This window comes from Nonomuraea sp. NPDC003214 (genome assembly GCF_053590035.1).
In genome coordinates, this window is record NZ_JBSFSX010000014.1 from 44,211 (window position 1) to 70,556 (window position 26,346).

Annotated in this window: 24 protein-coding genes; 17 read left to right on the top strand and 7 right to left on the bottom strand. The window is 73.2% G+C overall.

Annotated elements, in window-relative coordinates:
- The first annotated feature begins 115 nt into the window (after window positions 1-115).
- Complete coding sequence (locus tag ACWDXC_RS35810; RefSeq protein ID WP_449989700.1) at window positions 116-796, top strand: hypothetical protein; 681 nt, start codon at window positions 116-118, stop codon at window positions 794-796.
- Here the strand turns inward: ACWDXC_RS35810 and ACWDXC_RS35815 are convergent.
- On the bottom strand, window positions 774-3,104 hold the full coding sequence (locus tag ACWDXC_RS35815) for a helicase-associated domain-containing protein (protein ID WP_449989702.1): 2,331 nt from the start codon (window positions 3,102-3,104) through the stop codon (window positions 774-776). The genes ACWDXC_RS35810 and ACWDXC_RS35815 overlap by 23 nt on opposite strands.
- Before the next feature lie 45 nt (window positions 3,105-3,149).
- Between ACWDXC_RS35815 and ACWDXC_RS35820 the strand changes: the two genes are divergently transcribed.
- Window positions 3,150-3,920 (top strand): hypothetical protein, encoded by a 771-nt coding sequence (locus tag ACWDXC_RS35820; protein WP_449989704.1) that lies wholly within the window; start codon window positions 3,150-3,152, stop codon window positions 3,918-3,920.
- 3 nt (window positions 3,921-3,923) lie between these two features.
- Here ACWDXC_RS35820 and ACWDXC_RS35825 read toward each other — a convergent pair whose 3' ends face one another.
- Window positions 3,924-4,541 carry a TetR/AcrR family transcriptional regulator gene (locus tag ACWDXC_RS35825; protein WP_449989707.1) on the bottom strand — a complete coding sequence of 206 codons (618 nt, stop codon included), beginning with the start codon at window positions 4,539-4,541 and terminating at the stop codon, window positions 3,924-3,926.
- A gap of 111 nt (window positions 4,542-4,652) precedes the next feature.
- Here ACWDXC_RS35825 and ACWDXC_RS35830 point away from each other — a divergent pair, with 111 nt between their 5' ends.
- Window positions 4,653-5,261, top strand: coding sequence for an HAD family hydrolase (locus ACWDXC_RS35830; RefSeq protein WP_449989976.1), 609 nt, complete (start codon window positions 4,653-4,655; stop codon window positions 5,259-5,261).
- A gap of 88 nt (window positions 5,262-5,349) precedes the next feature.
- Window positions 5,350-5,745 (top strand): cold-shock protein, encoded by a 396-nt coding sequence (locus ACWDXC_RS35835; protein ID WP_219506279.1) that lies wholly within the window; start codon window positions 5,350-5,352, stop codon window positions 5,743-5,745.
- Here the strand turns inward: ACWDXC_RS35835 and ACWDXC_RS35840 are convergent.
- Entirely contained in the window at window positions 5,742-7,247 is a 1,506-nt protein-coding gene (locus ACWDXC_RS35840) for an MFS transporter (protein WP_219506281.1), read from the bottom strand. The two genes, ACWDXC_RS35835 and ACWDXC_RS35840, sit on opposite strands and share 4 nt — an antisense overlap.
- Before the next feature lie 250 nt (window positions 7,248-7,497).
- Here ACWDXC_RS35840 and ACWDXC_RS35845 point away from each other — a divergent pair, with 250 nt between their 5' ends.
- The 4 genes from ACWDXC_RS35845 (at window position 7,498) to ACWDXC_RS35860 (ending at window position 13,171) form a co-directional block, all read left to right on the top strand.
- Window positions 7,498-8,298, top strand: coding sequence for a DUF3027 domain-containing protein (locus ACWDXC_RS35845; protein ID WP_364180577.1), 801 nt, complete (start codon window positions 7,498-7,500; stop codon window positions 8,296-8,298).
- Between the two features lie 77 nt (window positions 8,299-8,375).
- Window positions 8,376-11,417 carry a sacsin N-terminal ATP-binding-like domain-containing protein gene (locus ACWDXC_RS35850; RefSeq protein ID WP_449989711.1) on the top strand — a complete coding sequence of 1,014 codons (3,042 nt, stop codon included), beginning with the start codon at window positions 8,376-8,378 and terminating at the stop codon, window positions 11,415-11,417.
- 108 nt (window positions 11,418-11,525) lie between these two features.
- Complete coding sequence (locus tag ACWDXC_RS35855) at window positions 11,526-11,873, top strand: YciI family protein (RefSeq protein WP_219506287.1); 348 nt, start codon at window positions 11,526-11,528, stop codon at window positions 11,871-11,873.
- Between the two features lie 5 nt (window positions 11,874-11,878).
- Window positions 11,879-13,171, top strand: coding sequence for an RNA polymerase sigma factor (locus ACWDXC_RS35860; RefSeq protein WP_364180581.1), 1,293 nt, complete (start codon window positions 11,879-11,881; stop codon window positions 13,169-13,171).
- Between the two features lie 11 nt (window positions 13,172-13,182).
- On the opposite strand, the gene ACWDXC_RS35865 is transcribed toward ACWDXC_RS35860, so the two are convergent.
- Both ACWDXC_RS35865 and ACWDXC_RS35870 read right to left on the bottom strand, forming a co-directional pair.
- On the bottom strand, window positions 13,183-14,643 hold the full coding sequence (locus ACWDXC_RS35865) for an alpha/beta hydrolase (RefSeq protein ID WP_449989714.1): 1,461 nt from the start codon (window positions 14,641-14,643) through the stop codon (window positions 13,183-13,185).
- Between the two features lie 104 nt (window positions 14,644-14,747).
- Complete coding sequence (locus ACWDXC_RS35870) at window positions 14,748-14,951, bottom strand: DUF2530 domain-containing protein (RefSeq protein WP_449989717.1); 204 nt, start codon at window positions 14,949-14,951, stop codon at window positions 14,748-14,750.
- A 142-nt stretch (window positions 14,952-15,093) separates the two neighbouring features.
- On the opposite strand from ACWDXC_RS35870, the gene ACWDXC_RS35875 reads away from it, so the two are divergent.
- The 4 genes from ACWDXC_RS35875 (at window position 15,094) to thpR (ending at window position 18,886) form a co-directional block, all read left to right on the top strand.
- Complete coding sequence (locus ACWDXC_RS35875) at window positions 15,094-16,473, top strand: NCS2 family permease (RefSeq protein ID WP_219506295.1); 1,380 nt, start codon at window positions 15,094-15,096, stop codon at window positions 16,471-16,473.
- 178 nt (window positions 16,474-16,651) lie between these two features.
- Window positions 16,652-17,044 (top strand): MarR family winged helix-turn-helix transcriptional regulator, encoded by a 393-nt coding sequence (locus tag ACWDXC_RS35880; protein WP_357591515.1) that lies wholly within the window; start codon window positions 16,652-16,654, stop codon window positions 17,042-17,044.
- Window positions 17,045-17,067: 23 nt separating this feature from the next.
- Window positions 17,068-18,291, top strand: coding sequence for an MFS transporter (locus ACWDXC_RS35885; protein WP_449989720.1), 1,224 nt, complete (start codon window positions 17,068-17,070; stop codon window positions 18,289-18,291).
- Window positions 18,292-18,328: 37 nt separating this feature from the next.
- A complete protein-coding gene (thpR, locus tag ACWDXC_RS35890) occupies window positions 18,329-18,886 on the top strand; it encodes an RNA 2',3'-cyclic phosphodiesterase (RefSeq protein ID WP_449989723.1) in 558 nt (185 codons plus the stop codon).
- A 95-nt stretch (window positions 18,887-18,981) separates the two neighbouring features.
- Here thpR and ACWDXC_RS35895 read toward each other — a convergent pair whose 3' ends face one another.
- Window positions 18,982-19,950 (bottom strand): aldo/keto reductase, encoded by a 969-nt coding sequence (locus ACWDXC_RS35895; protein WP_364180587.1) that lies wholly within the window; start codon window positions 19,948-19,950, stop codon window positions 18,982-18,984.
- Window positions 19,951-19,999: 49 nt separating this feature from the next.
- On the opposite strand from ACWDXC_RS35895, the gene ACWDXC_RS35900 reads away from it, so the two are divergent.
- Both ACWDXC_RS35900 and ACWDXC_RS35905 read left to right on the top strand, forming a co-directional pair.
- A complete protein-coding gene (locus ACWDXC_RS35900; RefSeq protein ID WP_449989726.1) occupies window positions 20,000-21,280 on the top strand; it encodes an MATE family efflux transporter in 1,281 nt (426 codons plus the stop codon).
- 7 nt (window positions 21,281-21,287) lie between these two features.
- Complete coding sequence (locus ACWDXC_RS35905) at window positions 21,288-22,322, top strand: hypothetical protein (protein ID WP_449989729.1); 1,035 nt, start codon at window positions 21,288-21,290, stop codon at window positions 22,320-22,322.
- Between the two features lie 9 nt (window positions 22,323-22,331).
- Here the strand turns inward: ACWDXC_RS35905 and ACWDXC_RS35910 are convergent, their stop codons facing one another.
- A complete protein-coding gene (locus ACWDXC_RS35910) occupies window positions 22,332-22,709 on the bottom strand; it encodes a hypothetical protein (protein ID WP_449989732.1) in 378 nt (125 codons plus the stop codon).
- A gap of 107 nt (window positions 22,710-22,816) precedes the next feature.
- Between ACWDXC_RS35910 and lhgO the strand changes: the two genes are divergently transcribed.
- The 3 genes from lhgO (at window position 22,817) to ACWDXC_RS35925 (ending at window position 26,299) form a co-directional block, all read left to right on the top strand.
- Window positions 22,817-24,007 carry an L-2-hydroxyglutarate oxidase gene (lhgO, locus tag ACWDXC_RS35915; protein ID WP_449989735.1) on the top strand — a complete coding sequence of 397 codons (1,191 nt, stop codon included), beginning with the start codon at window positions 22,817-22,819 and terminating at the stop codon, window positions 24,005-24,007.
- 183 nt (window positions 24,008-24,190) lie between these two features.
- Entirely contained in the window at window positions 24,191-24,886 is a 696-nt protein-coding gene (locus ACWDXC_RS35920) for a response regulator transcription factor (RefSeq protein ID WP_357591452.1), read from the top strand.
- Window positions 24,887-24,907: 21 nt separating this feature from the next.
- On the top strand, window positions 24,908-26,299 hold the full coding sequence (locus ACWDXC_RS35925) for a sensor histidine kinase (RefSeq protein WP_246645088.1): 1,392 nt from the start codon (window positions 24,908-24,910) through the stop codon (window positions 26,297-26,299).
- Window positions 26,300-26,346: the final 47 nt, after the last annotated feature.

Below are 26,346 nucleotides of genomic sequence, written 5' to 3' on the forward strand. Positions count from 1 at the left end.
GGTCACGCCCCTCCGACGGGAAACCGGAACAATCCGTTGGCCCGCGATTACTGACGAAGGAAAATTACACCGCCGCACCGGTCGCGACTTTCCGTGAAAGTTCCAGAGGTGTCCAGTGACGAACGACACCGAACCCCGCCAGGGCGAAACGACGCTCGCCGACGGATTCCCGCCGCTCACGGACCTGACGGCCGCCCGGCTGACGCCCTGCGACGTGGCGCACCTGCTGCGCACCTACCTGGAGCCCGCCTGCTTCCCGCCCGCGGTGCGCCGCCTGGCCGAACGCCACCTGCTGGCGCTCGTCGGCCCAGAGTCGACCGGCAGGCGGCTGGGCGCCATCGCCCTGCTGTCGCGGATGCCGCTGGCCGAGGGCAGCATCACCATCCTGTCGCCCGGCACGACCGTGCCCGACCTGCTCGCGCGGATGCCGTTCGACCCCGGCCGCGCCTACCTGCTGCCCGACTGGCCGCACGCCGGGCAGCCGCTCACCCCGCTGGCCCGCGCCCTGGCCGAGATCGGCGCGTATCTCGTCGTCACCCACACGCACCCCACCGACCTGCAGCATCCCTGGGCGCCGCCGCCGGGAGGCGACCTCTTCGACCTCTGCCTGGCGACCTTCGGCACGCCGCCGCACCGGTGCGCGGCCGACCTCGCGGCGGGCCGTGACCACGCCGCCACCCTCACCTCACCGGCCGCCGTCGTCGCGCTCGCGACCCAGGTGACCCGCCTGGACACCCCGATCGCCGAGCTCGTCCCCGCCGGGCCGGCCGGCGTCAGATCCCCGAGACCCCGGTGATCCGGTGCAGCGCGAACCGGTGCACCGCCGCCCTCGTCTCGTCGTAGGCGGTCAGATAGCCGCCCTCCATGCGCGCCGGCTCCAGGATGCGGGAGGTCGCGTTGCCCTGGGAGTCGAGGTAGCCGATCCACACCCGCACGCCCTGCCGGATCGCGTCCTGGAGGGCGGAGATCGTCGCCGTGGCCGGGGTGCGGGGGAGCTGGCCGCCGGGGGAGTCGACGGGCTCGCGGCGCGCCAGGTGGGCCGCGTCACCGGCGCGCAGGGCGCGGACGGCCGCCACCGCCACCTCGGGGTCGAGGCCGTTGGGTGAGCTCAGCGGGCGGACGGGCGGGCCGCCCTCGGTGCGCCGGCTGTCGAGCTGGGTGATGATCACGTCGCCGTCGAGCGACTCGGGGACCGGCGCGTACCCCATGGCGCGCAGCGAGTCGACCAGGGCCGCCCGCGACGAGCGGGAGGCGATCACGGTGGGCGCCAGGCGGCGCAGCCGCAGGGCGGCCGAGCGGCGGTCGGCGGTGAGCTGGTCGAGCAGCGCCGGGTCGTCGCAGCGGACGTACGCGCTGGCCGTGCCGACCCGCATCCGCCCGTGCCGCCGGGCCACGTCGGTCACCAGGTAGGACAGCGCCTGCGGGACCGGGGTGGCGGAGTGGCGTTCGAGCATGGCCAGCAGATCCTCGGCCGCCTGCCCGGCGTCCAGGGCCCGCCGGATGGAGCTCTCGGCGAACCGGTAGACCGTCGCGCCGCCCTTGGACTCGACGTCGGCGGCGAGCGTCATCCACCGGTTGAGCTCGCTGGTGAGCGGGCCGGGGGCGACGGCGGTGAGGTCGGCCTGGAGCAGCACGTGGTCGACCGGCTCGGGCAGCAGCGGGGCCAGCGCCGAGGCGGGGTCGTCGCCGGTGAGCAGGGCCCGGCCGTGGCCGGACAGCGCGCCCAGCCCGGTCAGCCCGAGCTGCTCGGCCTCGCGCAGCGCGAACTCGGTGAGCTGCTCGCGCAGCGGCCCCCGGCGGCGCGGCTGCTCCCAGGCGAGGCGTTCGAGCACGGAGTCGCGTGAGGGCGCCAGGCCGGGCGCGGCGGCGAGCACGCCGAGCGTGGCGGCCCGTACGGCCGGGGCCGACGAGCGGCGCAGATCGGTGTGCAGGGCGTTGAGCGGCCGGTCCCGGTCGTCGCGCTCGCCGACGAGGCCGGGCACCCGGTCCATGTGCAGCCAGGTCGAGGCCAGCGTCACCCACCGCTCGGCGGTGCCCCTGACCCGCCACAGGTCGTAGCCGGGCGTGGGCAGCCACTCGCCGTCGACGTTGCCGCCCGCCGCGACCAGCCCGGCCGCGTGGGCGACCTCCACGACCAGCGCCGCCGCCCACTCGGGCAGGTCGAGCTCGGTGGCGGTGCGCTTCATGTCACGCACGCCGAGGCCGCCGGTGCGCAGCACGCCCGGCGGGTCGATGCTCCACCGCTCGCACAGCTCCTCGACCGCCCGGACGAACATGAACGCCTGCCCGGCCGCGGTGCCGTCGCTCAGCTTCGGGTCACGGGCGGCGCCGTCGAGCGCGGGCGGCACGGCCAGCAGGTCGCGGTGCACGCGCCCGCCGCGCAGGTAGAGGCCCACCTCGCGGGGCAGGACCACGCTCTCCTCGCCGGTCGCCGCGAGCAGGCCGCGCGCCAGCAACTGCTCGATGGGCGATCGGGCCGAGCCGATGCGCACCTCGCGCCTGGCGTTGGGCACCCGGCCGGTCGGCGGCCCCCAGGCGAGCTGGTCGAGCGCGGCCCTGGCCTCCGGCGAGACGGCCTCGACCAGGGCGGCGGGCTTGGCCAGCGCGGCGGCCAGCCGCTCGCGGCCCGCCCCCTCGGTGCCGGGCGCGATGTCGTCGGCCATCTCGTCGAGCTGCTCCGGCGGATGGTGCCGGAACGCCGCCTCGGCCGTCGGACCCAGCCCGGCCGGGTCGTCGAGCGCCTTGCGCACGCCCGGGGCCAGGTCGAGCGCCGAGTCGGGCCCGTACACGAGTGCCAGGCCGCGCAGGTGGTCGAGGGCGGCGGTCAGCGCGGGCTCGGGCTTGCCCGCCGCCAGCGCGCCGCCGATCAGCTCGCGCAGCGCCGTCTTCCTGATCGGGCCCGGTTGTACGGCGAGCGTCTCGACGACGGCGAGGCGGAACCGGTCGAGCCGGTCGAGCACCCTGGCGATCGCCGACGGGCTGCCCGCCCGGGAGGCCAGGCCCTCCAGGTGGGCCGGCACCGGGGTGATCAGCTCGGGGCGCGCTGACACCAGCGCCCGCAGCTCCTCGTCGGAACGCCCCCTGATCCACTCCGTGAACTCCATCGTTGCCATGGTATGTCCCTGCTCGTTGAGGCAGCATTGCTTGGCGTGATGGAGCGAGCGGACCAGCTCATACTCAACTACGTCAGCAAGGCCGCTGACGCGGCGTACGGCGTGCTGAGGCCGGAGCAGCGGCTCGACTTCACCAGGCGGCTGCGCGCCCGCATCGAGGAGGAGCGCGGCGGCAGCCAGAACGCCCGTGACGTGGCCAGGGTGCTGGCCCGGTTCGGCGATCCGGCGGCGCTGGTGGAGCGCGAGGCGCGCCGCCTGGCGGACGCCTCCGCGCCGTCCCCGGCCTCGCCGCCGCCTCCTCCGCCTCCGCCTGGAGCGGGTACGGGAGCCGCGCGGTCGGGCACGACGGCGGCCCTCCCCAGGGTCGTGGACGACGCCGTGCCGCCGGGCGTGGCGCACCACCGGCGCGTCGCCAGGACCGCAGCCAGTACCGTGGCCAGGACCGTGGTCAAGGACCATCCGCGCGAGGCCGCCGCCCTGGTGGTCCTGGTGGTGGCCGCGCTGCTGGTGCCGTTCGGCCTGCCGGCCGTCGCGATCTTCCGGCCGCCGGCGATCGCCTGGGGGGTGGCGGTGGCGCTGGTGATGTCCAGCGAGACCTGGACGCTGCGCGACCGGCTGATCGGCGCCGGGGCGCCGGTGCTCGGCTACACGGCGGGCGGCGTGGTCGTGGGCGGCCTGCGGGTCGGCGACCGGCCGGGGCTGGAGGCGTTCGTGCTGGAGTTCTTCGACACCAGCGGGATCATGTTCATGATCGGCGCCGGGGCGGGGGTGTGCTGGCTGTTCCTCCGGCTGCTCGACCGCGACTGAGCCTCAGGTGACGGGCGCGGGGGTGGGCGTCAGGCCCGCCGCCAGCCGCACCCAGGCCGCGACGAACTGGTCCTTCTCGGCATGGCCCGGCGTCTCGCCCACCGTCTCCTGGAACAGCCGGTACTGCACGACCGACCCGCCCAGGACGGCGGCGATGCCCGCCCAGTCGAGCTTGACGTCGCGATACTCCGGCTGGGTCTCGAACCAGCTGACGATCGCGTCGAACATCGGCTGCAACAGCCCCTGCCGCACCACCGCCACCAGCTCGGGGAACTGGCTGAGGTCGCGGAAGAAGACCCGGGTCAGCTCCGACTCCTCGCGCACCTTGGCCAGCCCGGCCCGGCACAGCAGCGACAGCCGCTCCTCCAGGCCGGCCGAGGACTCCATGCCGTTCAGCTCGGCCAGGCTCTCGGCGATCTGGGTGCTCGTCCTGGCCGCGTGCTCGTTGATCGCCGCGGCCAGCACCTCGTACTTGGACTTGAAGTGCCGGTAGAGGCCGCCCGCGCCGGGGGAGAGCCCGGCGGCGGCCTCGATCTCGGCGACGGACGTGGCGGCGTAGCCGCGCTCGGCGAACAGCCGCAACGACTCGTCGATGATCCGCTCACGCGTGCTCGTGGCCATCTGTTTCCCGCTACCTCCGGCAGATAAGTAATTCCTTTCCTACGGTCCCACAACAACCGCCGTTACACGTATCACCCCGTTCTTTGGCATCCTTCACATGTGGCGACATCGGTGGGTTTTGATCTGGACATGACACTGGCTGATACGCGAGCGGGGATCGCGGCGGTCTACGACGAGCTCTCCTCGCGGCTCGGCGTCCCGATCGACAGCGCGCTGGTCGTCACGCGGCTCGGCCCGCCGCTCGAACAGGAGCTGGCCTACTGGCTGCCGCCGGAGGAGATCCCGGCCGCGGCCGACCTCTACCGGGAGATCTACAAGGACGTCGGCGTGCCCTCGCACGTGGCGATGGAAGGGGCGCACGAGGCGATCGAGAGCGTGCGCGCGGGCGGCGGCCGCGTCATCGTGGTGACCGGCAAGAACGAGCGCGACGCCACCAGCACCGTGCGGCACCTCGGGCTGGACGTCGACGAGGTGGCCGGTTCCGTCTTCGGCGCGGCCAAGGGAACGGCGCTCGCGAGGTTCGGCGCGGCGGCTTATGTTGGTGACCATGTGGCGGACATCGCGGCGGCGCGGGCCGGAGGCGCGTTCAGCGTCACGGTCGCGACCGGCCCCTACAGCGCGGGAGAGCTGCGCGAGCACGGCGCCGATGTCGCCCTGGGCGACCTGACGGAATTCGCCACCTGGTTCGCCGGATGGCGCCCGCACGCCGAACTCGTGTAATTCATCGGCATTTACCCGGTCGCCCCGTCGCTCTACGGGGCATAACCTACGTCCATCCCTATCACGACTGTTTGAACGAGGTCCTCCTGTGCCGAGTGGCAAGGTCAAGTGGTACGACGCCGACAAGGGTTTCGGCTTCCTCACCCGCGACGACGGCGGTGAGGTCTTCGTGCATTCCTCCGCGCTTCCTGCCAATGCCGGGCCACTCAAGCCGGGGCAGAAAGTCGAGTTCGGCGTCGCCGAGGGCCGCCGCGGCCAGCAGGCGCTCTCGGTGCGCATTCTCGACCAGCCGCCGACCCTGGCCAAGACCAAGCCCAAGGGCAAGCGCAAGAAGCCGGACGAGATGGTGGTCATCGTCGAGGACCTGATCAAGCTGCTCGACGGCGTGTCCACCTCCTACCAGCGTGGCAAGCATCCCGAGGCGGCCCACGCCAAGAAGATCGCGCAGGTGTTGCGGGCGGTCGCCGACGACCTGGACGCCTAGCCGTTCGGGTTCGTCAGCGGCTTGGTCCTGTCGAGCGGCTCGGTCCGCGGCTCCGGCTCGGGATGCCGGACCCGGACCGCCCGCTTGGCGGCCCGGACGCGGCGGCGCCGGGTCACCACCAGCCAGCCGAGCACGGCGGTCAGCGTCACGGCCAGCGTGACCAGGCCCGCCGTGCTGCTCTCGGTCAGCGACAGGACCAGCCCCACCAGCCCGCCGAACACCCAGGCGAGCTGCAGCATCGCCTCGACCACGCCGAACGTGGACGAGCGCATCTCCTCGCCGATCTCCCGCTGCACGATCGCGTCGAGGGCCAGCTTGCCCAGCTCCTGGGCGAACGCGGTGACCAGCGAGATCGCGACCGCCGCCCACAGGCCGAAGAACACCGCCGACACGATCATGGTGACCACCGTCAGCGCCAGCGTGACGAGCACGAGCGCGCCGGGAGCGTGGTTGCGCGCCCAGTTGGCCACCACCGCCCCGATCAGGCCGCCCAGCCCGGCCGCCGCAGCCAGCACCGCGATCGTCTTCGGCACGTCGAAGAACGGGTCGGGCTCCGCCAGCCACGGCACCCCGCCGTCCTGCACCAGGAACAGCAGGAAGAACAGCAGGAACCCGGAGAACAGCCGGATGGCCACGTTCGCCCACACGGCCTCGGCCACCGCCGGGCCCACGTTGAACAGCGTCCGCCAGCGCGGCGCCCGGCCCTCCGCCGGCGTCTCCTCCTCCAGGTCCGGCGAATCCACGTGGCGCGGCAGCCGTACGGCGAAGACCCCCGCCACCAGGAACGCGACCATCGCCACCCGCAGGATTGCGGCGCTGCCCAGCCACGCGGTCAGGCCCGCGCCGACCGGCACCATCACGCCCGCCGTCACCAGCGAGAACAGCGCCACCCGCGCGTTGGCCGAGACGAGCGTGATGTCGGCGGGCAGCACGCTCGGCATGATCGCCGCGCGGGACACGTTGTAGGCCTTCGACAGCACGAGCACGCCCAGCGCCCCGGCGAACAGCGTCGGCAGGTCCTGCGGGCCCACCGCCGCCGCCATTGCGAAGCACAGCAGCCCGCGGCCGAACAGCGTGCCGGCCATCACGTAGCGGCGGCCTGACCTGAAGCGGTCCAGGATCGGCCCCACGAACGGCGCCAGCAGCGCGAACGGCAGCATCGTGATGACCAGGTAGAGGGCGACGGGCCCGCGCGCCTCGCCGACCGGGAGCCCGAAGAACACGGTGCTGGCCAGCGCGACCGTGACGAGCGTGTCACCCGCGCTGTGCCCGGCGGTGAGCTCGATCAGGCGGCCCAGGCCGGTGCGGTCGGCGCCGTTGGCGTGGGTGAGCCGCCGGGTGGCCCGGCCGACCTTGCGCGCCCCGCCCGCGGTGGCCCGGCCGGCTCGCGCGGTGCCGCCCGCGGTCGCCTTCGCGGCGCGCGCGGTCGCACGGCCCGCGCCGGCGACGCCGCGCCCCACGCGCCGCGAGATCTCCCGTGCTCGCTCCCAGCCTCCCTCCACGCCTACCAGTCTTACCCGATTCCTTGGCGATCTCCGCGCCGGATCCCCTCCACAAGGGTCCCCTCCCACCCGCTCGGGGTCCCGGTGGAACTCGTGGGCCGGATCCGGGCCGGAGGGCCGGCTCCCACCCGCCCGGAGTCCTGGTGGGTGCGGAACTCGCGGCCGGATCCGCGTCAGTCGGCCCCGCGAGGTCCGGGCATGGGTGAGAATGAAGTGTGAGCGAACAGCACCTTTCGGCGGAGGCGGGCCGATGACCCGTGCCAGGACCCGCGTCTCCGCCCCCGACCAGGCCTGTGTCGCCGCCGTCGATCTGGCGCGCACCGCGGCCGAGGAGCTGGCGCGTCCGGGCGAGCCGGGCGAGCACCTCGGTTTCGAGAGCGAGGGCGACCGGATCGTCACCCATTACTTCGCCTGCCTCGACCGCGCTTATCGGGGCTGGCGCTGGGCCGTGACCGTCACCCGCGCCTCGCGGGCGAAGAAGGTCACGGTCAGCGAGGCCGTCCTGCTGCCCGGCGCCGGCGCGCTGCTGGCGCCCGAGTGGCTGCCGTGGAGCGAGCGGCTGCGGCCCGGTGACCTCGGCGTCGGCGACCTGCTGCCGACCGCGGAGGACGACGACAGGCTGGAGCCGGGCTTCACCGAGACCGACGACGACGTCGACCACCAGATGATTTTCGAGTACGGCCTGGGCCGGGCCCGTGTGCTCTCGGCCGTCGGCAAGGACCGGGCGGCCAGGCGCTGGCACTCGGGCGAGCACGGGCCGCACACTCCGATCGCACACGCCGCGCCCGCGCAGTGCTCCACCTGCGGCTTCTACTGGCCGCTCGCGGGTGGGCTCCGGCGCACGTTCGGGGTCTGCGCCAATGAGTACGCGCCCGACGACGGCAAGGTGGTGGCCGCCGACCACGGCTGCGGCGCCCACTCCGAGGCCGCGGTCATGCCGCCGCCGGTGGAGCAGGCGACGCCGATCCTCGACGACCTGGGCTACGACCTGATGGAGGAAGAGGCCGGCTCGGTCGACGAATCCGCCTCCGAGGAGCTCGGCCACTCCTGATCGTCTCTGGCGGGGAGTGTCGGCGCGGGCCGCTAGCCTACGGTGGCCCCCAACTCTCTACCCCGGGATCGTGATCGATGACCGACACCTTTGGCGCCGACCGGATGCGAGCCGCCGTGCTCGCCGCGTGGACGGCCTCGCCCGCCAGGTTCCGCGAGGACGCCAACGCCGAGGAGGACTTCGCCCTCGGCGGCTACCGCGACCGGCTGATCGTGGAGCTGGCGCAGAACGCCGCCGACGCGGCGCTGCGGGCAGGCGTGCCAGGGGTGCTCCGGCTGACGTTGCGCGGCAGCGTGCTGACGGCCGCCAACACCGGCGCGCCGCTGGACGCGACCGGCGTGGAGGGCCTGTCGACGCTGCGCGTCTCCGGCAAGCGTGACGAGGCGGGCGCGGCCGGTCGGTTCGGCGTCGGGTTCGCCGCCGTGGTGTCCGTCTGCGACGAGCCCGCCATCGGCTCGCGTGGGACGGGCGCCGTCCGCTGGTCGCGCGCCGAGACGGCCGCGCTGGTGGGCGCGGTGCCGGAGCTCGCGGGCGAGCTCGCCTCGCGCTCCGGGCACGTGCCGCTGCTGCGCCTGCCGTTCGCCGCCGACCCGCTCGACGTCCCCGAGGGCTTCGACACGCTCGTACGGCTCCCGCTGCGTGACGAGGCGTCGGCCGTGGCGGTGCGCCGCATGCTGGAGGAGACGAGCCCGGCGCTCCCGCTCGGCATGCCGGCGCTGGCGGCCATCGAGATCGACCTCGACGGCACGGTCCGCACGGTGTCGGCCGACGGCTGGCACGTGGTGTCCGATTCCGGTGAGTTCGGCCCTGACGAGGTGGCCGAGCTGTTCGCCGACCGTCCCACCGAGGAGCGGGCCCGGCCGTTCTGGTCGGTCCGCTGGGCGGTGCCGCTCACGGCCGGCGGCGAGCCCGCCGCGCCGCCCGCGACGGTGCCCCCGGTCGTGCACGCGCCCACGCCCAGCGACGAGCCGCTCGACCTGCCGGCGCTGCTCATCGCGTCGTTCCCGATGGCCACCGACCGGCGTCACGTGGCGCCGGGGCCGCTGACCGACTTCCTGGTCGAGCGGGTCGCCGACGCCTACGTCCGGCTGATGCGCGAGCTGCCGCGCACCCCGAAGCTGCTCGACCTGGTGCCCGCGCTGATGGGCAAGGGCGAGCTCGACGCCCGCATCCGGCGGGCCGTGCTGCGGCGGCTGCCCGGCACGCCGCTGCTGCCCGCGCTGTCCGCCCCGGCGCCAGCCGTGCAGACGCCGTCGTTCGCCGACGCCGAGGTCTACGAGCCCGACGCCGAATGGCAGGTCGAGCACCCGGCGCAGGAGCCCGGCGCCGACGGCTGGGTGGTCGCGGGCAAGGAGGCCGCCGTGGTCGCCGGGTCCGGCGAGCTGCTGGCGGCCGTCGCCGACTTCGTGCCAGGGTTGCTGCCCGCCGGCTGGCCCGCCCGCCATCCGGCGATGGCCTCGCTCGGCGTGCGCCGCGTGGAGCTCGCCGACGTGGTCGACCTGCTGTCGGGCGAGGCCGTCGAGGGCAGGGAGCCGTCGTGGTGGCGCTCCCTCTACGACGTGCTGCCGGCCGACGACCCCGAGTCGCTCGGCGCCCTGCCCGTCCCGCTGACCGACGGCCGCCTGGTGCGCGGCCCGCGCGGCACGCTCATCCTGGAGCCCGGCTCCGTACGCCTCGACGCGGGGCTGGACCTGGCGCCGCTCGGGCTGCGGATCGTGCACCCCGACGCCGCGCACCCGGTGCTGCTGCGGCTGGGCGCGGCCGAGGCGAGCCCGCGCACCATTCTCGAAGACCCGCTCACCAAGGCCGCCGTCGGCCAGTCGCTCGACAGCCCCGATCCGGAGCCGGTGGCGCGTGCCGTGCTGTCGCTGGTCGAGGCCGCCGGGCTGGCTCCCGGCGAGGCGCCGTGGCTGGGCGCGCTGGCGCTGCGCGGCGCCGACGGTGAGCTCTACCCGGCCGGTGAGCTGATGCTGTCCGGCGGCGCGCTGGCCGGGCTGCTGGAGCCCGACACGCATCTCGGCGTGGCCGCGGGGGAGCTGGAGGAGACCTACGGGCCGCGCGTGCTGGCCGCCGCCGGGGTGCTCGACGGGTTCGCCGTCGTGCACGACTCCGACGTGCTGCTCGACCATGACGACTGCGACCACGACCTGGACGGCGAGGACGAATGGCTCGACCACGTCCTCGACCTGCTCCCCGAGCTGGACGTGCCGCCGGTGGTGCCGGAGTTCGCCGCCGTGCGCGACCTGGAGCTGGTGGCCGACTGGCCGGCCGCGCTGACGCTGCTGACCAGGCCGCCGCTGCGCGCGGCGCTCCACCCGCTGCGCGTCGAGGGCGTCGAGGTGCCCTCCTACACCGCGTGGTGGCTGGCGGGCCACCCGGTGCTCGGCGGGCGCAAGCCGCGCGAGCTGCGGCTGCCGGGCGCCGACCCGCTGCTCCAGGGCCTCTACGGTGACGCGCCCGCCGGGCTGGACGAAGGCGCGCTGGCGATGCTCGGCGTGCGCACCACGCTGGCCGAGCTGCTCGACTCCCACGGCGGCCCGGAGGAGCTGCTCGACCTGATGGCCGACGAGTCCATCGTGGTCGACCGGGCCCAGTTGCGGGCGCTGTGGGTCGCGCTGGCGGGGGTCGAGCCGTCCCGGGTGGCGCCGCCGCCGAGGCTGCGGGCGGTGCTCGGCGGCGACATCGTGGTGGCCGACGCCGAGGACGTCGTCGTGGTCGAGGCCCCCGACCTGCTCCAGCTGGTGACCCGCCACCCGCTGGTGCTGGCCCCGTACGACCTGGCCGAGTCGCTGTCGGAGCTGCTCGACCTGCCGCTGGCCGGCGAGCTGACCTCCGGCGAGGTCACCTCGTCCGGAGAGACGCGGCCGGTGCCGCCGCAGGTGCGCTCCCTGCTGCCGACGGCGCCCGAGACGTACGTCGAGCACGAGAAGCTGCTGGTCGACGGCGCGGAGTGCACGTGGCGCTTCTTCGAGGGCACCGTCCACTGCACCGGCGTCGACGGGCTGGCCCGCGGCCTCGCCTGGGCCACCGGCCAGTGGAACGACCGCCTCGCCGTGGCGGCGCTGCTCCGCGACCCGGCCGCCGTCCCTCTGCTGCTCGCGGAGGCGGATCTGTCGTAGCCGGAAAGTTTTTCCGGGTAGGTGTCCTTCTGGCGGTGTCCCGTTCGTGGTTATGGCATGCGGCGGTCCTGCCGCACCTGACACGACGGGACATCGAGGAGTCCGAACATGAAGTACATGATGCTGATCATGGCCAACACCGCCGACGACAGCGGCCAGGCCCCCGGCTGCACGCCCGAGGACTGGATGGCCTACGACAAGGAGGTGCGGGACGCCGGGATCTGGGTCTCCGGGGAGTCGCTGGCCGACCTGGTCACCGCCACGACCGTCAGGGTCGGTGCCGACGGTGAGCGCACCGTGACCGACGGGCCGTTCGCCGAGACCCGGGAGCTGCTGGGCGGCTTCTACGTCATCGACGTGCCCGACCTCGACGCCGCCCTCGACTGGGCGGCCCGCTGCCCGGGGGCGCGCGACGGCTCCGTGGTGGTCCGGCCGGTCGCCGACTTCGGGGTCTGACTCCCATGAGCGCGGACACCGGCTCCCCGGCCGGACCTGGCGGGGGCGGGCTGGGGCCGGTGGCGTCGGTGGAGGCGGTGTTCCGGGAGGAGCGCGGCCGGCTGCTGGCGGCGCTCGCCCGGCGCTTCGGCGACCTCGACCTGGCCGAGGAGGTCACCTCCGAGGCCATCGAGGCGGCGCTGGAGCGCTGGCCCGTCGACGGCGTGCCGCCCAAGCCGGGCGCGTGGCTGATGACCACCGCCCGGCGCCGGGCCGTCGACCGGCTGCGGCGCGACCAGGCGTACGCGGCCCGGCTGGCCATCCTCCAGATCGAGGCCGAGCGGGCCGGGCCCGCCCCGGCCGCGGGGCTCGACGACGACCTGCCCGACGAGCGGCTGCAGCTCTTCTTCACCTGCTCGCACCCGGCGCTCGCCGCCGAGGACCGGACCGCGCTGACGCTGCGCTGCCTGGCCGGGCTGACCATGTCCGAGGTGGCGCGGGCCTTCCTGGTGCCGTCCCCGACGATGGCCAAGCGCATCACCCGGGCCAAGAAGAAGATCCGCGAGGCGCGCATCCCGTTCCGGGCGCCGGACGTGGACGAGCTGCCGCAGCGGTTGCCCGGCGTCCTCCAGGTGATCTACTCGATCTTCACCGAGGGCTACGCGGCCAGCGAGGGGCCGCTCCTGCAACGGCTCGACCTGGCCGAGGAGGCCATCCGGCTGGCCCGGATCCTGCGCCGGCTGCTGCCCGCCGAGCGGGAGGTCGCCGGGCTGCTCGCCCTGATGCTGCTGGTCCACGCCCGGCGGGACGCGCGCACCGGGCCCGGCGGGGAGCCGGTGCTGCTGGAGGAGCAGGACCGGGGGCGCTGGGACCGGCCGATGATCGAGGAGGGGGCGGCCCTGGCGACGGTGGCGCTGACCGGCGGCCCGCCGGGGCCGTACGGGGTGCAGGCCGCCATCGCCGCCCTGCACGACGAGGCGGCCGACGTCGCCGCCACCGACTGGGCGCAGATCGTGGCGCTGTACGACGTGCTGCTCGCGCTCACGCCGTCGCCGGTGGTGGCGCTGAACCGGGCGGCCGCCGTGGCGATGCGCGACGGGCCCCGGGCCGGGCTGGCGCTGCTCGACGAGCTGGCCGGGGAGCCGCTGCTGCGCGGCCACCACCCCTACCCGGCGGCGCGGGCCGACCTGCTGCACCGGCTCGGCCGCCACGCCGAGGCCGCCGCTGCCTATCGCGAGGCGCTCGCCCTGGCGGGCACCGCGCCGGACCGCGCCCTTCTGCGCCGCAGACTGCGGGAGGCCGAGCACGCCGGCTCGTAGACAGGAAGGGGTCAGGCGGCGGGGCAGGTGGTGCCGGAGCCGGGCATCGTGCCCTTGAGCAGGTAGGAGTCGACCGCGCGGGTGATGCAGGTGCTGCCGCTCAGGTAGGCGCCGTGGCCTTCGCCCTCGTAGGTGACCAGGACGCCGGTCTTGAGCTTCTCGGTGAGGGAGACCGCCCACTGGTACGGGGTGGCGGGGTCGCCCTTGCCGCCGATCACCATGATGGGCGCGGAGCCGGTGGCGTCGATGCGCTTGGCGTCGTCGGTGCCCTCGACGGGCCAGTGGGCGCAGGCGGAGCTGGCGCCGTCGGCGGCCAGGATGGGGAAGATCTTGCTGACCTTCTCGTTGATGGCGGCGGTCTCGGCCTTGGTGGGCCGTTCGGCGCTGTCGACGCAGTTGATCGCCTGGAGGCTGGTCATCATGGTCGAGTAGGTGCCGTCGTCCTTGCGGCCGGTGTAGGAGTCGGCGAGCGTGAGCAGCATGGCGCCGTCGCCCTTGAGCGCCGCGGCGGCGCCCTGCTCCAGGATGGGCCAGGTGGCCTTGGCGTACAGCGGGGTGATGATCGAGAGCTGGGCGAGACCGTAGGTGAGCTCGCGGTCGCCGACCTTGAGCGGCTTGGTCTTGAGGCCGTCCAGGAGCTTCTCGACGGTCTGCTGCACGGCGGCGGGGGTCTTGCCGAGGTCGCAGCCCTGGGCGACGCAGTCGTCGGCGAAGGCGTCGAAGGCGTCGGCGAAGCCGGTGGCCTGGATGACGGCCCGCTCCTCGAAGGTGACGGACGGGTCGTAGGCGCTGTCGAGGACGAAGCGGCCGACGTTGCCGGGGAACTTGGTGGCGTACACGGCGCCGAGGTGTGTCCCGTACGAGAGGCCGAAGTAGTTGAGCTTGTCGTCGCCGAGCGCGACGCGGAGGCGGTCGAGGTCCTGGGCGGCGTTGACGGTGCCGACGTGCGGCAGCACCTTGGCGGAGTCCTTCTCGCAGGCGGCGGCGAACTCCTTGGCGAGCTGGTCGGAGCCGTCGCCGGTCATCTGGAGGAGCTTGTCGATCTGGCCGCCGCACTTGACGCCGGCGCTGCGGTCGACGCCGCGGGGGTCGAAGCTGACCAGGTCGTAGGAGGAGCCGAGGCCGGCGAACGCCTGGCGGGCGAGGGCGAGCGTGTCGACGCCGGACCCGCCGGGGCCGCCGAAGTTGAAGACCAGGGAGCCGAGCTTGTCGCCGGTGGCCTTGACGCGGATCAGCGCCAGGTCGATCGTGTCGCCGCTGGGCTTGGCGTAGTCGAGCGGCACCGGGACCTTGCCGCATTCGACGGCGGGATCGGGGGCCATGGGCTTGCCGTCGGCGCCGGTCAGGTCGGTGCACGGGCTCCACGCGACGGTGCCGGTGTCGCGGCCGGCCTCCTTCTTGGCGGCCGGCTCGGTGTCGGTGCCGGTGCCGCAGGCGGTGGCGGCGGTGGCGCACAGGAGCAGGGCAATCATGGACTTCTTCATGGCATCCAGCATGGTACGGCCGCTTTTGCCCAGGTAGTGCCGTGTAACAGCAGTTGCGGATGACATCCGGGACCTGCCGGATGTGACAGATGTCAGCGTTTGCGGACCATCCACATGCCGAGCAGGCCGAAGCCGACGCCGGTGGCGCAGGTCCAGATCCACCAGGTGTTCTCGGGGGCGGGGCGGAAGATCAGCAGAGCGACCAGGGCGAGCGCCCACAGGCCGGTGCCGGCGGCGACCGCCGCGGTGTCGTTGGTCTCGATCGGCTCGGGGTCGGGGTGCCACTGCTGCGTCACGGGATCCAGCCTAGCTTCCAATCGGGTCTCGATACGATTACCGGCATTTGTCACAAAACCCGATGACTGTCACTCTTCGCGCGTGAGTGACACTCGTAACGCAATCGATCGATACTTCGCAATCACCGCACGTGGTTCGACCATGTCCCGGGAGATCCGTGGCGGCTTGGCCACGTTCTTCACCATGGCGTACATCGTCGTGCTGAACCCGATCATCATCGCCAACGGCACCGACGTCGAGGGCCAGGTCATCGGGGACGGCACGACGCCCAACACGGCGCTCGTCGCCGCGGGCACCGCGTTCGTGGCCGGCGTGCTGACCATCCTCATGGGCGTCATCGGCAAGGTGCCGTTCGCCATGGCCGCCGGGCTCGGGCTCAACGCCTTCGTCACCTTCAACATCGCCACCCAGATGACCTGGGAAGAGGCCATGGGCCTGGTGTTCCTCGAAGGGATCATCATCGGCCTCCTGGTGCTGACCGGGTTGCGGGTGGCGGTGTTCAAGGCCATCCCGGGCCAGCTCAAGACCGCCATCAGCGTGGGCATCGGCCTGTTCATCGCACTGATCGGCTTCGTCGACGCGGGCTTCGTGCGCCGCGCCGCCGGGACGCCGCTGGAGATGGGCATCGCCGGCAGCCTGACGTCGTGGCCGATCTTCGTGTTCATCGTCGGGTTGCTGACCACGGCGGTGCTGGTGGCGCGGAAGGTGCGCGGCGCGATCCTGATCGGCATCGTGGGCACCACCGTGCTGGCCATCGTGGTCGAGCTGATCACCAAGTCCGGCGCGTTCGGCCCCGACAACCCCGGCGGCTGGCAGCTCAACGTGCCGTCCGTGCCCGAGCAGGTCTTCGGGCTGCACAACGTGTTCACGCTCTTCACCGAGTTCGACCCGTTCGGCGCGTTCAGCCGGGTCTCGGTGCTGCTGGTCGTCCTGCTGGTGTTCACGCTGCTCATCACGGACTTCTTCGACACGATGGGCACGATGGTCGGCGTCGGCCGCCAGGCCGGGCTGGTCCAGGAGGACGGCACGCTGCCGCGCACCCGCGAGATCCTGCTCGTCGACTCGCTCGGCGCGGTCGCGGGCGGCGCCGGCTCGGTGTCGTCCAACACCACCTACATCGAGTCGGCCGCGGGCGTCGGCGAGGGCGCGCGCACCGGCCTGGCCAGCGTCGTCACCGGCCTGCTGTTCCTGGTCGCGATCTTCTTCGCGCCGCTCGTCACGGTCATCCCGTACGAGGCCGCCGCGCCGGCCCTGGTCATCGTGGGCTTCCTGATGATGACCGCGATCCGCGAGATCGACTGGACCGAGTACGAGATCGCCATCCCGGCGTTCCTGACCATCGTCATCATGCCGTTCACGTACTCGATCTCCAACGGCATCGGCGCCGGCTTCATCAGCTACGTGCTGATCAAGGTCGTGCGGGGCAAGGCGAAGGAGCTGCACCCGCTGATGTGGGCGGTCGCCGGGCTGTTCGTGGTGTACTTCGCGCTCGGGCCGATCAAGGTTCTGCTCGGGCTCTGACGAAGGAAGGGGCCGCCATGCTCGGCGGGGCGGCCCCGGGGTATCAAGGAGTGAGACACGCACCGTTTGGGAGAAATATCTTGTCTTCCTGTATAGTTAGCAAAGGTAATGACTCGTGCTAACCAGACCCCAGCAGCCCAAGATCAACCTGCGCAGCGACGCAGGACTGGCTACGGCTTTGCGCGTCTCCCTCGCAAGGCTGAACAGGCGACTCCGACGACAGGGAGCGGCGCACCCGCTGACGCCCACGCAGTTCGCGACCCTCGCCGCCGTGGAACGGCATTCCGCGATAACCCCCGGCGAATTGGCCGAGCTCGAGAAGGTGCAACCGCCCTCGATGACGCGCGTGATCGCCGCGCTCGAGGAACGCGGCCTGCTGCACCGCACCCCGCATCCGACCGACCGGCGCCAGGTGACCGTGACCGTGACCGAGGCCGGCCAGACGCTGCTGAAGGAGGAACGCCGCCGCAAGGAGGCGTGGCTGACCAGGCAGTTGAAGGAGCTCACGCCCGAGGAGCGGTCGATCCTCAGGCAGGCGGCGCCGATCCTGGAGAAGCTCAGCAGGATATAGAGCCTGAACAACCCAAGACCGGGATGTTCCGGTCGCTCAAGATTCGCAATTACCGCATGTTCGCGGTCGGCGGCGCTGTGTCCAACGTGGGCGGCTGGCTGCAGCGCACCGCCCAGGACTGGCTGATCCTCGAACTGACCGGGGGCAGCGCCTCCGCGCTCGGCACCGCCACCGCCCTGCAGTTCCTGCCGATGCTGCTGTTCGGGATGTTCGGCGGCGTGCTCGCCGACCGCTACCCCAAGCGGCCCATCCTCATCACCGCCCAGTCCATGATGGCCGTGCTCGCCCTCGCGCTCGGCGTGCTCACGATGACGGGCACCGCGCAGGTGTGGCACGTGTACGTGATGGCGTTCGCGCTCGGCCTCATCGCCTGTGTCGAGGTGCCGGCGCGGCAGGCGTTCGTCGTCGAGATGGTCGGCAGGCGCGACCTGCCCAACGCGATCGCGCTCAACAGCTCCAGCTTCAACCTGGCCCGCGTGCTCGGCCCGGCGCTGGCCGGCGTGCTCATCTACCTGCTCGGCGGGACCGGCCCGATCTTCCTGATCAACGCGCTCACCTTCGCCGCGGTCATCTCCAGCCTGGCCTTCATGCGCAAGTCGGAGCTGAACCTGGCCGACCCGGTGCCACGGGCCAAGGGGCAGCTCCGCGAGGGGCTGAAGTACGTGATCCGGCGCGAGGAACTGCTCATGCCGATCCTCCTGATCGCGTTCGTGTCGATGTTCTCGCAGTCGTTCTCCATGTCGATAGCGCTCATGGCGCGCGAGGTGTTCGACGCGGGGGCGTCCTCGTTCGGGCTGGCGTCCAGCATGTTCGCCGTCGGTGCGCTCGGCGGGGCGCTGCTGGCCGCGCGCAGGGTCAGGCTGTCCCGCAAGGTGCTGTTCGCCGGGGCGATCGGGTTCGGGCTGTTCCAGATCGCGACCGGGCTGGCCCCGGTCTACCCGGCCTACCTGGCGCTGCTGGTGCCCACCGGCATCGCGCTGATCACCATCAACACGGCGGCCAACGCCAGCGTCCAGCTCGCCACCTCGCCCGAGATGCGGGGCCGGGTGATGGGCATCTACATGCTGGTGTTCACCGGAGGCGCGCCGCTGGGGGCGCCGCTGATCGGGTGGCTGTCGGACCTGGCCGGGCCGCGGGCGGGCGTCATGCTGTCCGGCGCGCTCGTGCTGGTCGGCACCGGGCTGGCGGTGCTGGCGACGCGCCTGATCCGCAACCGGCTGGCCCGCCGCGCGGCGGTCACCGCCTGACCGCGCGGGACGGGCGGCGGGGGCACAATCGGAGGGCATGAGACTGTTCGCGGCCGTGGTGCCGCCCGCCGAGGTGCTCGACGAGCTGGAGCGGGCGATCGCGCCGCACGTCGGGCAGGTGCCGGAGCTGCGCTGGCCCGACCGGGCCACGTGGCACATCACGCTGGCGTTCTTCGGTGACGTGCCCGAGCGGGCGCTGCCCGACCTGCGCACCAGGCTGGCCCGCGCCGTCGCCCGCCACCCCGCCGCCCGCCTGGCCTTCACCGGCTTCGGGGCGTTCTCGTCGCTGCGCCGGGCCCGGGTGTTCTGGGCCGGTCTGTCCGGCGACCCGATGAACCGGCTGGCCGACTCGGTCAAGGCGGGCGCCCGCCGGGCCGGCGCCTCGCAGACCGACGAGAAGCGGTTCCACCCGCATCTCACGCTCGCCCGCGCCAAGGCCGAGACGGACCTCCGCCCGCTGGCCGAGTCGCTGTCCGGGTTCAGCGGCTCGCCCTGGCGGGCGGAGACCGTACGGCTCGTCAAGAGCGAGCTCGGCGCGCAGGTGAGGTACGAGTCACTCGACGAATGGGACCTGGCACCCGCGCCGCGCGGCTAGGCTCCAGGGCGTGGACCGTCCCCGTTCCTGGCTGCTGCCCGTCGTGCTGGGCCTTCTGATGCTGATCGTGATCGTCGGCGCCCTGGTGACCTGACCTACCAGGCGTAGTCCTCGGGAGCCGTGCGGTGACCGGGGAAGATCTCGTCCAGGCGGGCCAGCGTCTGCTCGTCCAGCGTGATCTCCAGCGTGCGCATGGTGCCTTCGAGCTGCGCCAGCGTGCGCGGGCCGATGATCGGCGCGGTGACCGCGGGCTGCGCGAGCAGCCAGGCCAGCGCCACGTACGCCGGGTCCTCGCCCAGCTCGTCACAGAGCTTCTCGTACGCCACGATCTTGTCGCGGTGCTTGTCGAGCTCCCTGGTCATGTGCTCGCTCGCCGAGCGGCCCTTGTCCAGCTTGCGCAGCACGCCGCCGAGCAGGCCGCCGCCCAGCGGGCTCCACGGGATCACGCCGATCCCGTAGTCGAGGCAGGCGGGCAGCACCTCCAGCTCGACCGCCCTGGTCAGCAGGTTGTAGTGGCTCTGCTCGCTGGTCAGGCCGAACGAGCCGCGCCGCGCCGCCGTCTCCTGCGCCTTGGCGATGTGCCAGCCGGCGAAGTTGGACGAGCCCACGTACAGGATCTTGCCCTGCTGGCGCAGGATCTCCATGGCCTCCCAGAACTCCTCGAACGGGGTGTTCCGGTCGATGTGGTGGGCCTGGTAGACGTCGATGTAGTCGGTCTGCATGCGCCGCAGCGAGGCGTCGCAGGCCCGGCGGATGTTCAGCGCCGACAGGCCCCGCTCATTGGGCCAGTCGCCCATGTCGCCGTAGAGCTTGGTCGCGATGACCGTCTTCTCCCGGCGTCCGCCGCCCTGCGCGAACCACCGGCCGACGATCTGCTCGGTGATGCCCTCGCCCTTGACCCAGCCGTAGACGTTGGCCGTGTCGAAGAAGTTGATGCCCAGTTCGTGCGCCTTGTCCATGATCGCGAAGGAGTCGTCCTCCGAGGTCTCGGGCCCGAAGTTCATCGTGCCGAGGCAGAGCGGGCTGACCTTGAGGCCACTGCGACCGAGGTTCACGTAGTCCATGGATCAACCCTAAATACCTGGAGTGGACTCCAGGCCATAGGGTGGCCGCGTGAGTTCGGTGACCGGCCTGTTCAAAGCCGCCGCGCCGCTGTTCCTGTCCATGGTCACCGGGCTGGCGGGGACGCTCGTGGTCACCGCCGTGCTCGGCCGGCACGCGACCGTCACGCTGGCCGCCTTCGCCGTCATGACCGCCGTGCTCACCCCGGCCTCCACCGCCGTCGCGGGGGCGCTGCGCGGGCTGGCGCCGTTCGTCGCGCCCCACCGCGACGACCCCGACACCGTGCTGCCGATCCTGCGTGACGCCCGCTGGCTCAGCCTGCTCGTCGGGGCGGCCGGGGCGCTGGCCGTGCTCGGCGTCCCGGCGCTGGCGGGCGTGAGCGGGGTGCCCGGCGAGGTGGTGGCCGAGCTCGGCGCGCTGCCCTGGCTGCTGGCCCTCTACCTGCTGGTGTTCGCGGCCGGGGGCGGCGCCACGTCGGTGCTCGTCGCCATCGGGCGCAGCCGGCCGGTGCTCTGGGCGGGCCTCGCGGGCACGTCGGTGATGGTCGTCCTCGCCCTCACGCTGGTGCCCCGGCTCGGGCTCACCGGCGTCGGCGTCGCCTGGCTGCTGTCGGGCGTCGCCTCCGTCACCGTCGCCGATCTCTGCCTGCGCCGCGCGCTCGGCCGCCGCATCGGCAGGGGCAGGCCGCGCCCGCGCGAGATCGCCAGGCTGGCCCGGGTGAGCGTCCCGCTGGCGGCCACGGTGCTGATCAAGTTCGGCGCGCTCGGCGTCGTCACGTTCGCCGCGAGCACCACCAGCACCCGCGACACCGCCGCGCACGCCGTGCTGACGACGCTCACCGGCTTCACCATGCTGGCCTCGCTGGCCGTGGCGCAGGCGTCGGTGCCGGACGTGGCCCGCGCCGCCACGCCCGCCGCCGCCCGCCGCGCCAACCGCACCGCCGCGCTGCTCGCCGTCGCCGGCACCACCCTGGCCGCGCTCGCGCTGCTGGCGCTCGGCGATCCGCTGCTCGGCCTGTTCAGCGACGACCCCGGCGTACGGGCGCGGGTGCTCGGGCTGATGCCGCTGATGCTCGTCTCCTCGATGGCCGACGCCGCCCAGGCCGTGCAGGGCTTCGGGCTGACCGCGCTCAAGCGGTCCGGGGCCAGCCTGCTCTACTTCGCCGCCGGCTACGGGCTGCTCGCGCTGGCGGCGGTGCCGGTGGCCGCCACCTGGGGCGTCACCGGGCTGTGGGCCGCGATGGCCGCCGGGAACGCGCTGCTCCTGGCGTTGCAGGGCGCGGGGTTCCACCGGCACAGCGCTCGCGTGGGCACCGCCCGGGCTGCGGCATGATGGCGACGTGGTCCTGATCCGAGCCTGCGCCGTGGCGGTGACGGCGCTCGCCGCCTGCGCGGCCCCCGCCGCCGCGTCCGACGTGTCCGCCGTCTCCCCCGCGCCGCGCGACGGGGAGAAGCTGTTCACGTTCAAGGACCCGCGGATCACCGAGTCCAGCGGGCTGGCCCTGTCGCCCACCCGCGACGACGTCTACTACACGCACAACGACAGCGCCGCCCAGCCCGAGTTCTACGCCGTCGGCCCCGACGGCCGCACCCGGGCCACCTTCCGCCTGCGCGGCGCCGAGGCCCGCGACTGGGAGGCCATGGCGGCCACCCGCGACCCGCAGACCGGGCGCGGCGTGCTCTGGTTCGCCGACATCGGCGACAACCTCGACGGCGCCTGGCCCGACGTCTCGATCTACAAGGTCGCCGAGCCGGCCACGCTGACCGACGCCACCCTGCCCGCCACCCGCTACCGGTTCCGCTACGAGGGCGGCGGGCGCAACGCCGAGGGCATCATGGTCAACCCGGTGACCGGGCGGCTCTACGTCGTCTCCAAGGAGTTCAGCGGGTCCGTCTACGAGGCGCCGAAGAAGCTGCGCACCGGGCGGGTCAACGTCCTGCGCAAGGTCGCCGCCGCGCCCATCATGGCCACCGACGCCGCCTACGCCCCCGACGGCTCCTCGTACGTGATCCGCACCTACTTCTCGGCTACCGTCTACAAGCCCTCGGGGGAGGTGCTGACCCGGGTGTCGATGCCCGACCTGGAGCAGGCCGAGTCCATCGCCTACACGCGCGACGGCAAGGCGCTGCTGACCGGGTCGGAGGGCGAGAACAGCCCCGTATACAAGGTGCCGATCCCGGCGACCGGCGCGCCCTCGCCCGCCGCCGAACCGCCGTCGCCCTCCGCCGGGCGGCCGGAGGCCGAGGGCACCCGGGCCGCGGCCGACGCCCCGGCGGCCTCTCCGGGGCTGACCGTGCGCGACGTGCTCATCTGGCTCGCGGCGGCGGCGGTCGCGATCGGCTTCATCACCTTCCTGGCCCGCCGCACCCGCTGACGCCGCCGCTCAGCGCGAGATGTCGCGCATGGTGGCGGTGAACATGTCGCCCCGTAGCGCCCGCTCGACGGCCTCGACCGAACGCGACAGGCGGACCAGCCGGGGCCCCTCCTCGCGGTAGGCGTCGAGCACGGCCTCGATGGCGTGGGGCGGCAGGTGGCCCTTGAGGTCGACGGCGGCGCCCCGATAGCCGGCGCGGGCCGCCTCGATGGCCGAGCGGACATGATGGCCGGCCATGCGGGCCAGCGCGACCGGGTGGCGCCGGAGCACCTCGTAGGCGCGGTAGTCGGGCGGGACGGCGTCGAGCAGCCACGCCACGGCCGAGGTCTCCCAGTCGGGGACGCTGGGCGGCCGGACCTCCGCGGGCCAGTCGGACGGGACGTACATGCCGCCATCGTACTCGTGTTCGATTGTCGAGCCGAGTAGCACCTACCGTTTCGGATACATTGCCCCCGAGAGCGGACGAACGGCTGCCACGCAGGCACACTGGCCTCGTGACGGAGAAGATCGGAGTCGTGGGGGCCGGGATCGTCGGCCTGGCGGTGGCCCGCGAGCTCGCGGGCGCGCGGGGCGCCGAGGTGACCGTGCTGGAGAAGGAGGGCCGCGTCGGCGCCCACCAGACCGGCCACAACAGCGGCGTCGTGCACGCCGGCCTCTACTACCCGCCGGGCTCGCTGAAGGCCAGGCTGTGCCGCGAGGGCGTGGCCATGCTCAAGGACTACTGCGCCGAGCACGCGCTGCCCTACCGGGAGGTGGGCAAGCTCGTCGTGGCGAGCACCCGGGCGGAGCGGCCGAGGCTGGCGGCGCTGGCCGAGCGGGCCAGGGCCAACGGCGTGCCGGGGATCGCCGAGCTCGACGCGCTGGCGCTGCGCGAGGTCGAGCCGCACGCGGTGGGCGTGGGCGCGGTGCACTCGCCGCACACGGCGATCGCCGACTTCCCGGCCGTGGCGCGCCGGCTCGCGCTGGACGTGGCCGAGCTGGGCGGTTCGGTACGGCTCGGGCATCCGGTCAGGGGGATCAGGCAGGGCGCCTCGGGTGTGGAGGTGCTGGCCGGGAGGCGCAGGTTCGTCTTCGACCGGCTGGTGGTGTGCGCGGGGCTGGGCACCGACGCGGTGGCGCGGATGGCGGGGCAGCCGGGTGACGTGCGGATCGTGCCGTTCCGGGGCGAGTACTACGCGCTCGGGGAGTCGGCCAGGGAGCTGGTGCGGGGGCTGATCTATCCGGTGCCGGACCCGCGGTATCCGTTCCTGGGGGTGCATCTGACCCGGCACATCGACGGGGAAGTGCTGGTGGGGCCGAACGCGGTGCTGGCCGGGGCGTACGAGGGCTACAGATGGCGAAATTTCCGTAATGTCGGGCAGATTCTCCGCTGGCCCGGCACCCTCCGCATGGCCCGCCACCACTGGCGCACCGGCGTCAAGGAGGTCTACGGCTCGCTCGCCAAGGCCGCCTTCGTCCGTGCCGCCCGCCGCTACGTGCCCGAGCTCACCTCCGCCGACCTGCACCGGACCGAGGGCGGCGTGCGCGCGCAGGCCGTCGCCCGCGACGGCAGCCTGGTCGACGACTTCGCCGTGGACGTGCACGGCGACGTGGTGCTCGTGCGCAACGCCCCGTCGCCCGCGGCCACGTCGAGCCTGGCCATCGCCCGGCACATCGCCGGAATTGTCCCAGCACCTGTCCGATGAGGGCATCCTTGAGGGGGACATCATCCCCTTCGAGGACGAAGAGGACACCGGCCCCTTCCAGGCCGACAGGTGCAGACAGGAGGACAGGTTGAGGTTCGCGGCTCGTCCGCCCCGGCAATCCGGAGCGTCCCCGCGCGGCTCCCGCACGTCAGGCCCGGTGGGCCGGCACCCGGCGGGCGGCCGATGATGGAAGCGCGCCTGCTGATCGTCGAGGACGACCCGAACATCCTCGAACTCCTCGCCGCCAGCCTGCGGTTCGCCGGATTCGACGTGTGCACCGCCAAGAGCGGCCACGACGCGGTCGCGGCGGTGCAACGGCAGCGGCCCGACCTGGTCGTGCTCGACGTCATGCTGCCCGACCTGGACGGCTTCGAGATCGTCCGGCGGATGCGCGGCGGCGGCGTCCACACGCCCGTGGTGTTCCTCACGGCCAGGGACGAGACCGAGGACAAGATCCGCGGCCTGACCATCGGCGGCGACGACTACGTGACCAAGCCGTTCAGCCTGGAGGAGGTCGTCGCCCGCATCCACGCGGTGCTCCGCCGCACCAGCGGCGAGGCGCAGCCGCCGCCGCCCCGGCTGACGTTCGCCGACATCGAGCTGGACGAGGAGAGCCACGAGGTGTGGCGCGGCGGCCACGCGGTCGCGCTGTCGCCCACCGAGTTCAAGCTGCTGCGCTACTTCATGACGAACGCCGGGCGGGTGCTGTCCAAGCCGCAGATCCTCGACCACGTGTGGGACTACGACTTCCGCGGCGAGGTCGGCATCGTCGAGTCGTACGTGTCGGTGCTGCGCCGCAAGATCGACAACCGCAGCCCCCGGCTGATCCACACCCTGCGCGGCGTCGGTTACGTCCTGCGCCTGCCCTCGGGCCCGTAGATGCCGCTCAGGATCAAGCTGATGGCCGTCATGCTGGCCCTGCTGGGGCTCGGCATGACGTTCATCGGGGTGGTCAGCGTGTCGGTCCTGCACGGCTACCTGCTCGACCGGGTCGACAGCCAGGTCAACCTCGTCTCCGTACGGGTGCACAAGCGGCTGGTCAACGACGCGCAGCGGCGCGCGGCGGGCAAGCAGAACACCGAGAAGCCGCTGCTCATCGAGTCCGACACGATCGTCCTGGTCAAGGACGCCGCCGGGGTGCTCACGCCCACGCAGAGCGAGCGCGACGTCGACGTCAAGCCCAAGCCGGTGCTCGACCCGTCACGCGGACGCGACATCTACACCGCCCCGGCCGCCGGCGGCGACGGCGAGTGGCGGGTGCGGCAGAGCACGACGCCGCAGGGCACGTTCGTCGTCGCCACCGACCTGGGCGAGGTCAACGAGATCACCCGGCGGCTCGTCCTCATCGAGCTGCTGGGCGGCGGCGGCATCGTCATCCTGCTGGCGATCGTCGGCGTGGCGACCGTGCGGCGCAGCATGCGGCCCCTGGCCGAGATCGAGCGCACCGCGGGCACCATCGCCGCCGGGGAGCTCGGCCGCCGGGTGCCCGACGGCGACCCCCGTACCGAGGTGGGGCGCCTGGCCGCCGCGCTCAACGGGATGCTGGCGCAGCTCGAAAGCGCGTTCACCGCGCGGTCGGAGGGCGAGGCGGCGGCACGCCGGTCGGAGGACCGGATGCGCCAGTTCGTCGCCGACGCCTCCCACGAGCTGCGCACCCCGCTGACCTCCATCCGGGGCTTCGCCGAGTACGCCCGCCAGAACCCCGGCGCCGACCCCGCCGAGCTGATGAAGCGGGTCGAGCACGCGGCCGGCCGCATGAGCCTGCTCGTGGACGACCTGCTGCTGCTCGCCCAGGTGGACCAGTCGAGGCCGCTGAAGATGCGGCCCGTCGACATGCTGGCGCTGGCCGCCGACGCCGTCCAGGACGCCCGCATCCTGGCCCCCGACCGCGAGATCGGGCTGGACGTCGTGGGCGGCGCCGCGCTCATCGTCTCCGGTGACGAGGTACGGCTGCGCCAGGTCGTCGGCAACCTGATGTCCAACGCGCTCATCCACACCGACCCGGGCACGCCCATCACGATCCGGGTCGGGGCAGGCGACGGCACGGTCTTCCTGGAGGTGGCCGACCAGGGCCCCGGCCTCACCCCCGAACAGGTCGAGCGGGTCTTCGAACGCTTCTACCGGGCCGACTCGGCCAGGTCCAGACGCCGGTCCGGCGAGGACCGGGGCAGCGGCCTCGGCCTGGCCATCGTCCAGGCGCTGGCGCACGCCCATGGCGGCACCGTCGTCGTCCGCAGCACGCCGGGCGAGGGATCGACCTTCCGCGTCGAACTCCCACTCGCCTTGGAGTGAGCATTCAGCATTCCCTCAGGTCGCTGGGTCACCCTGGAAGGGTGAGC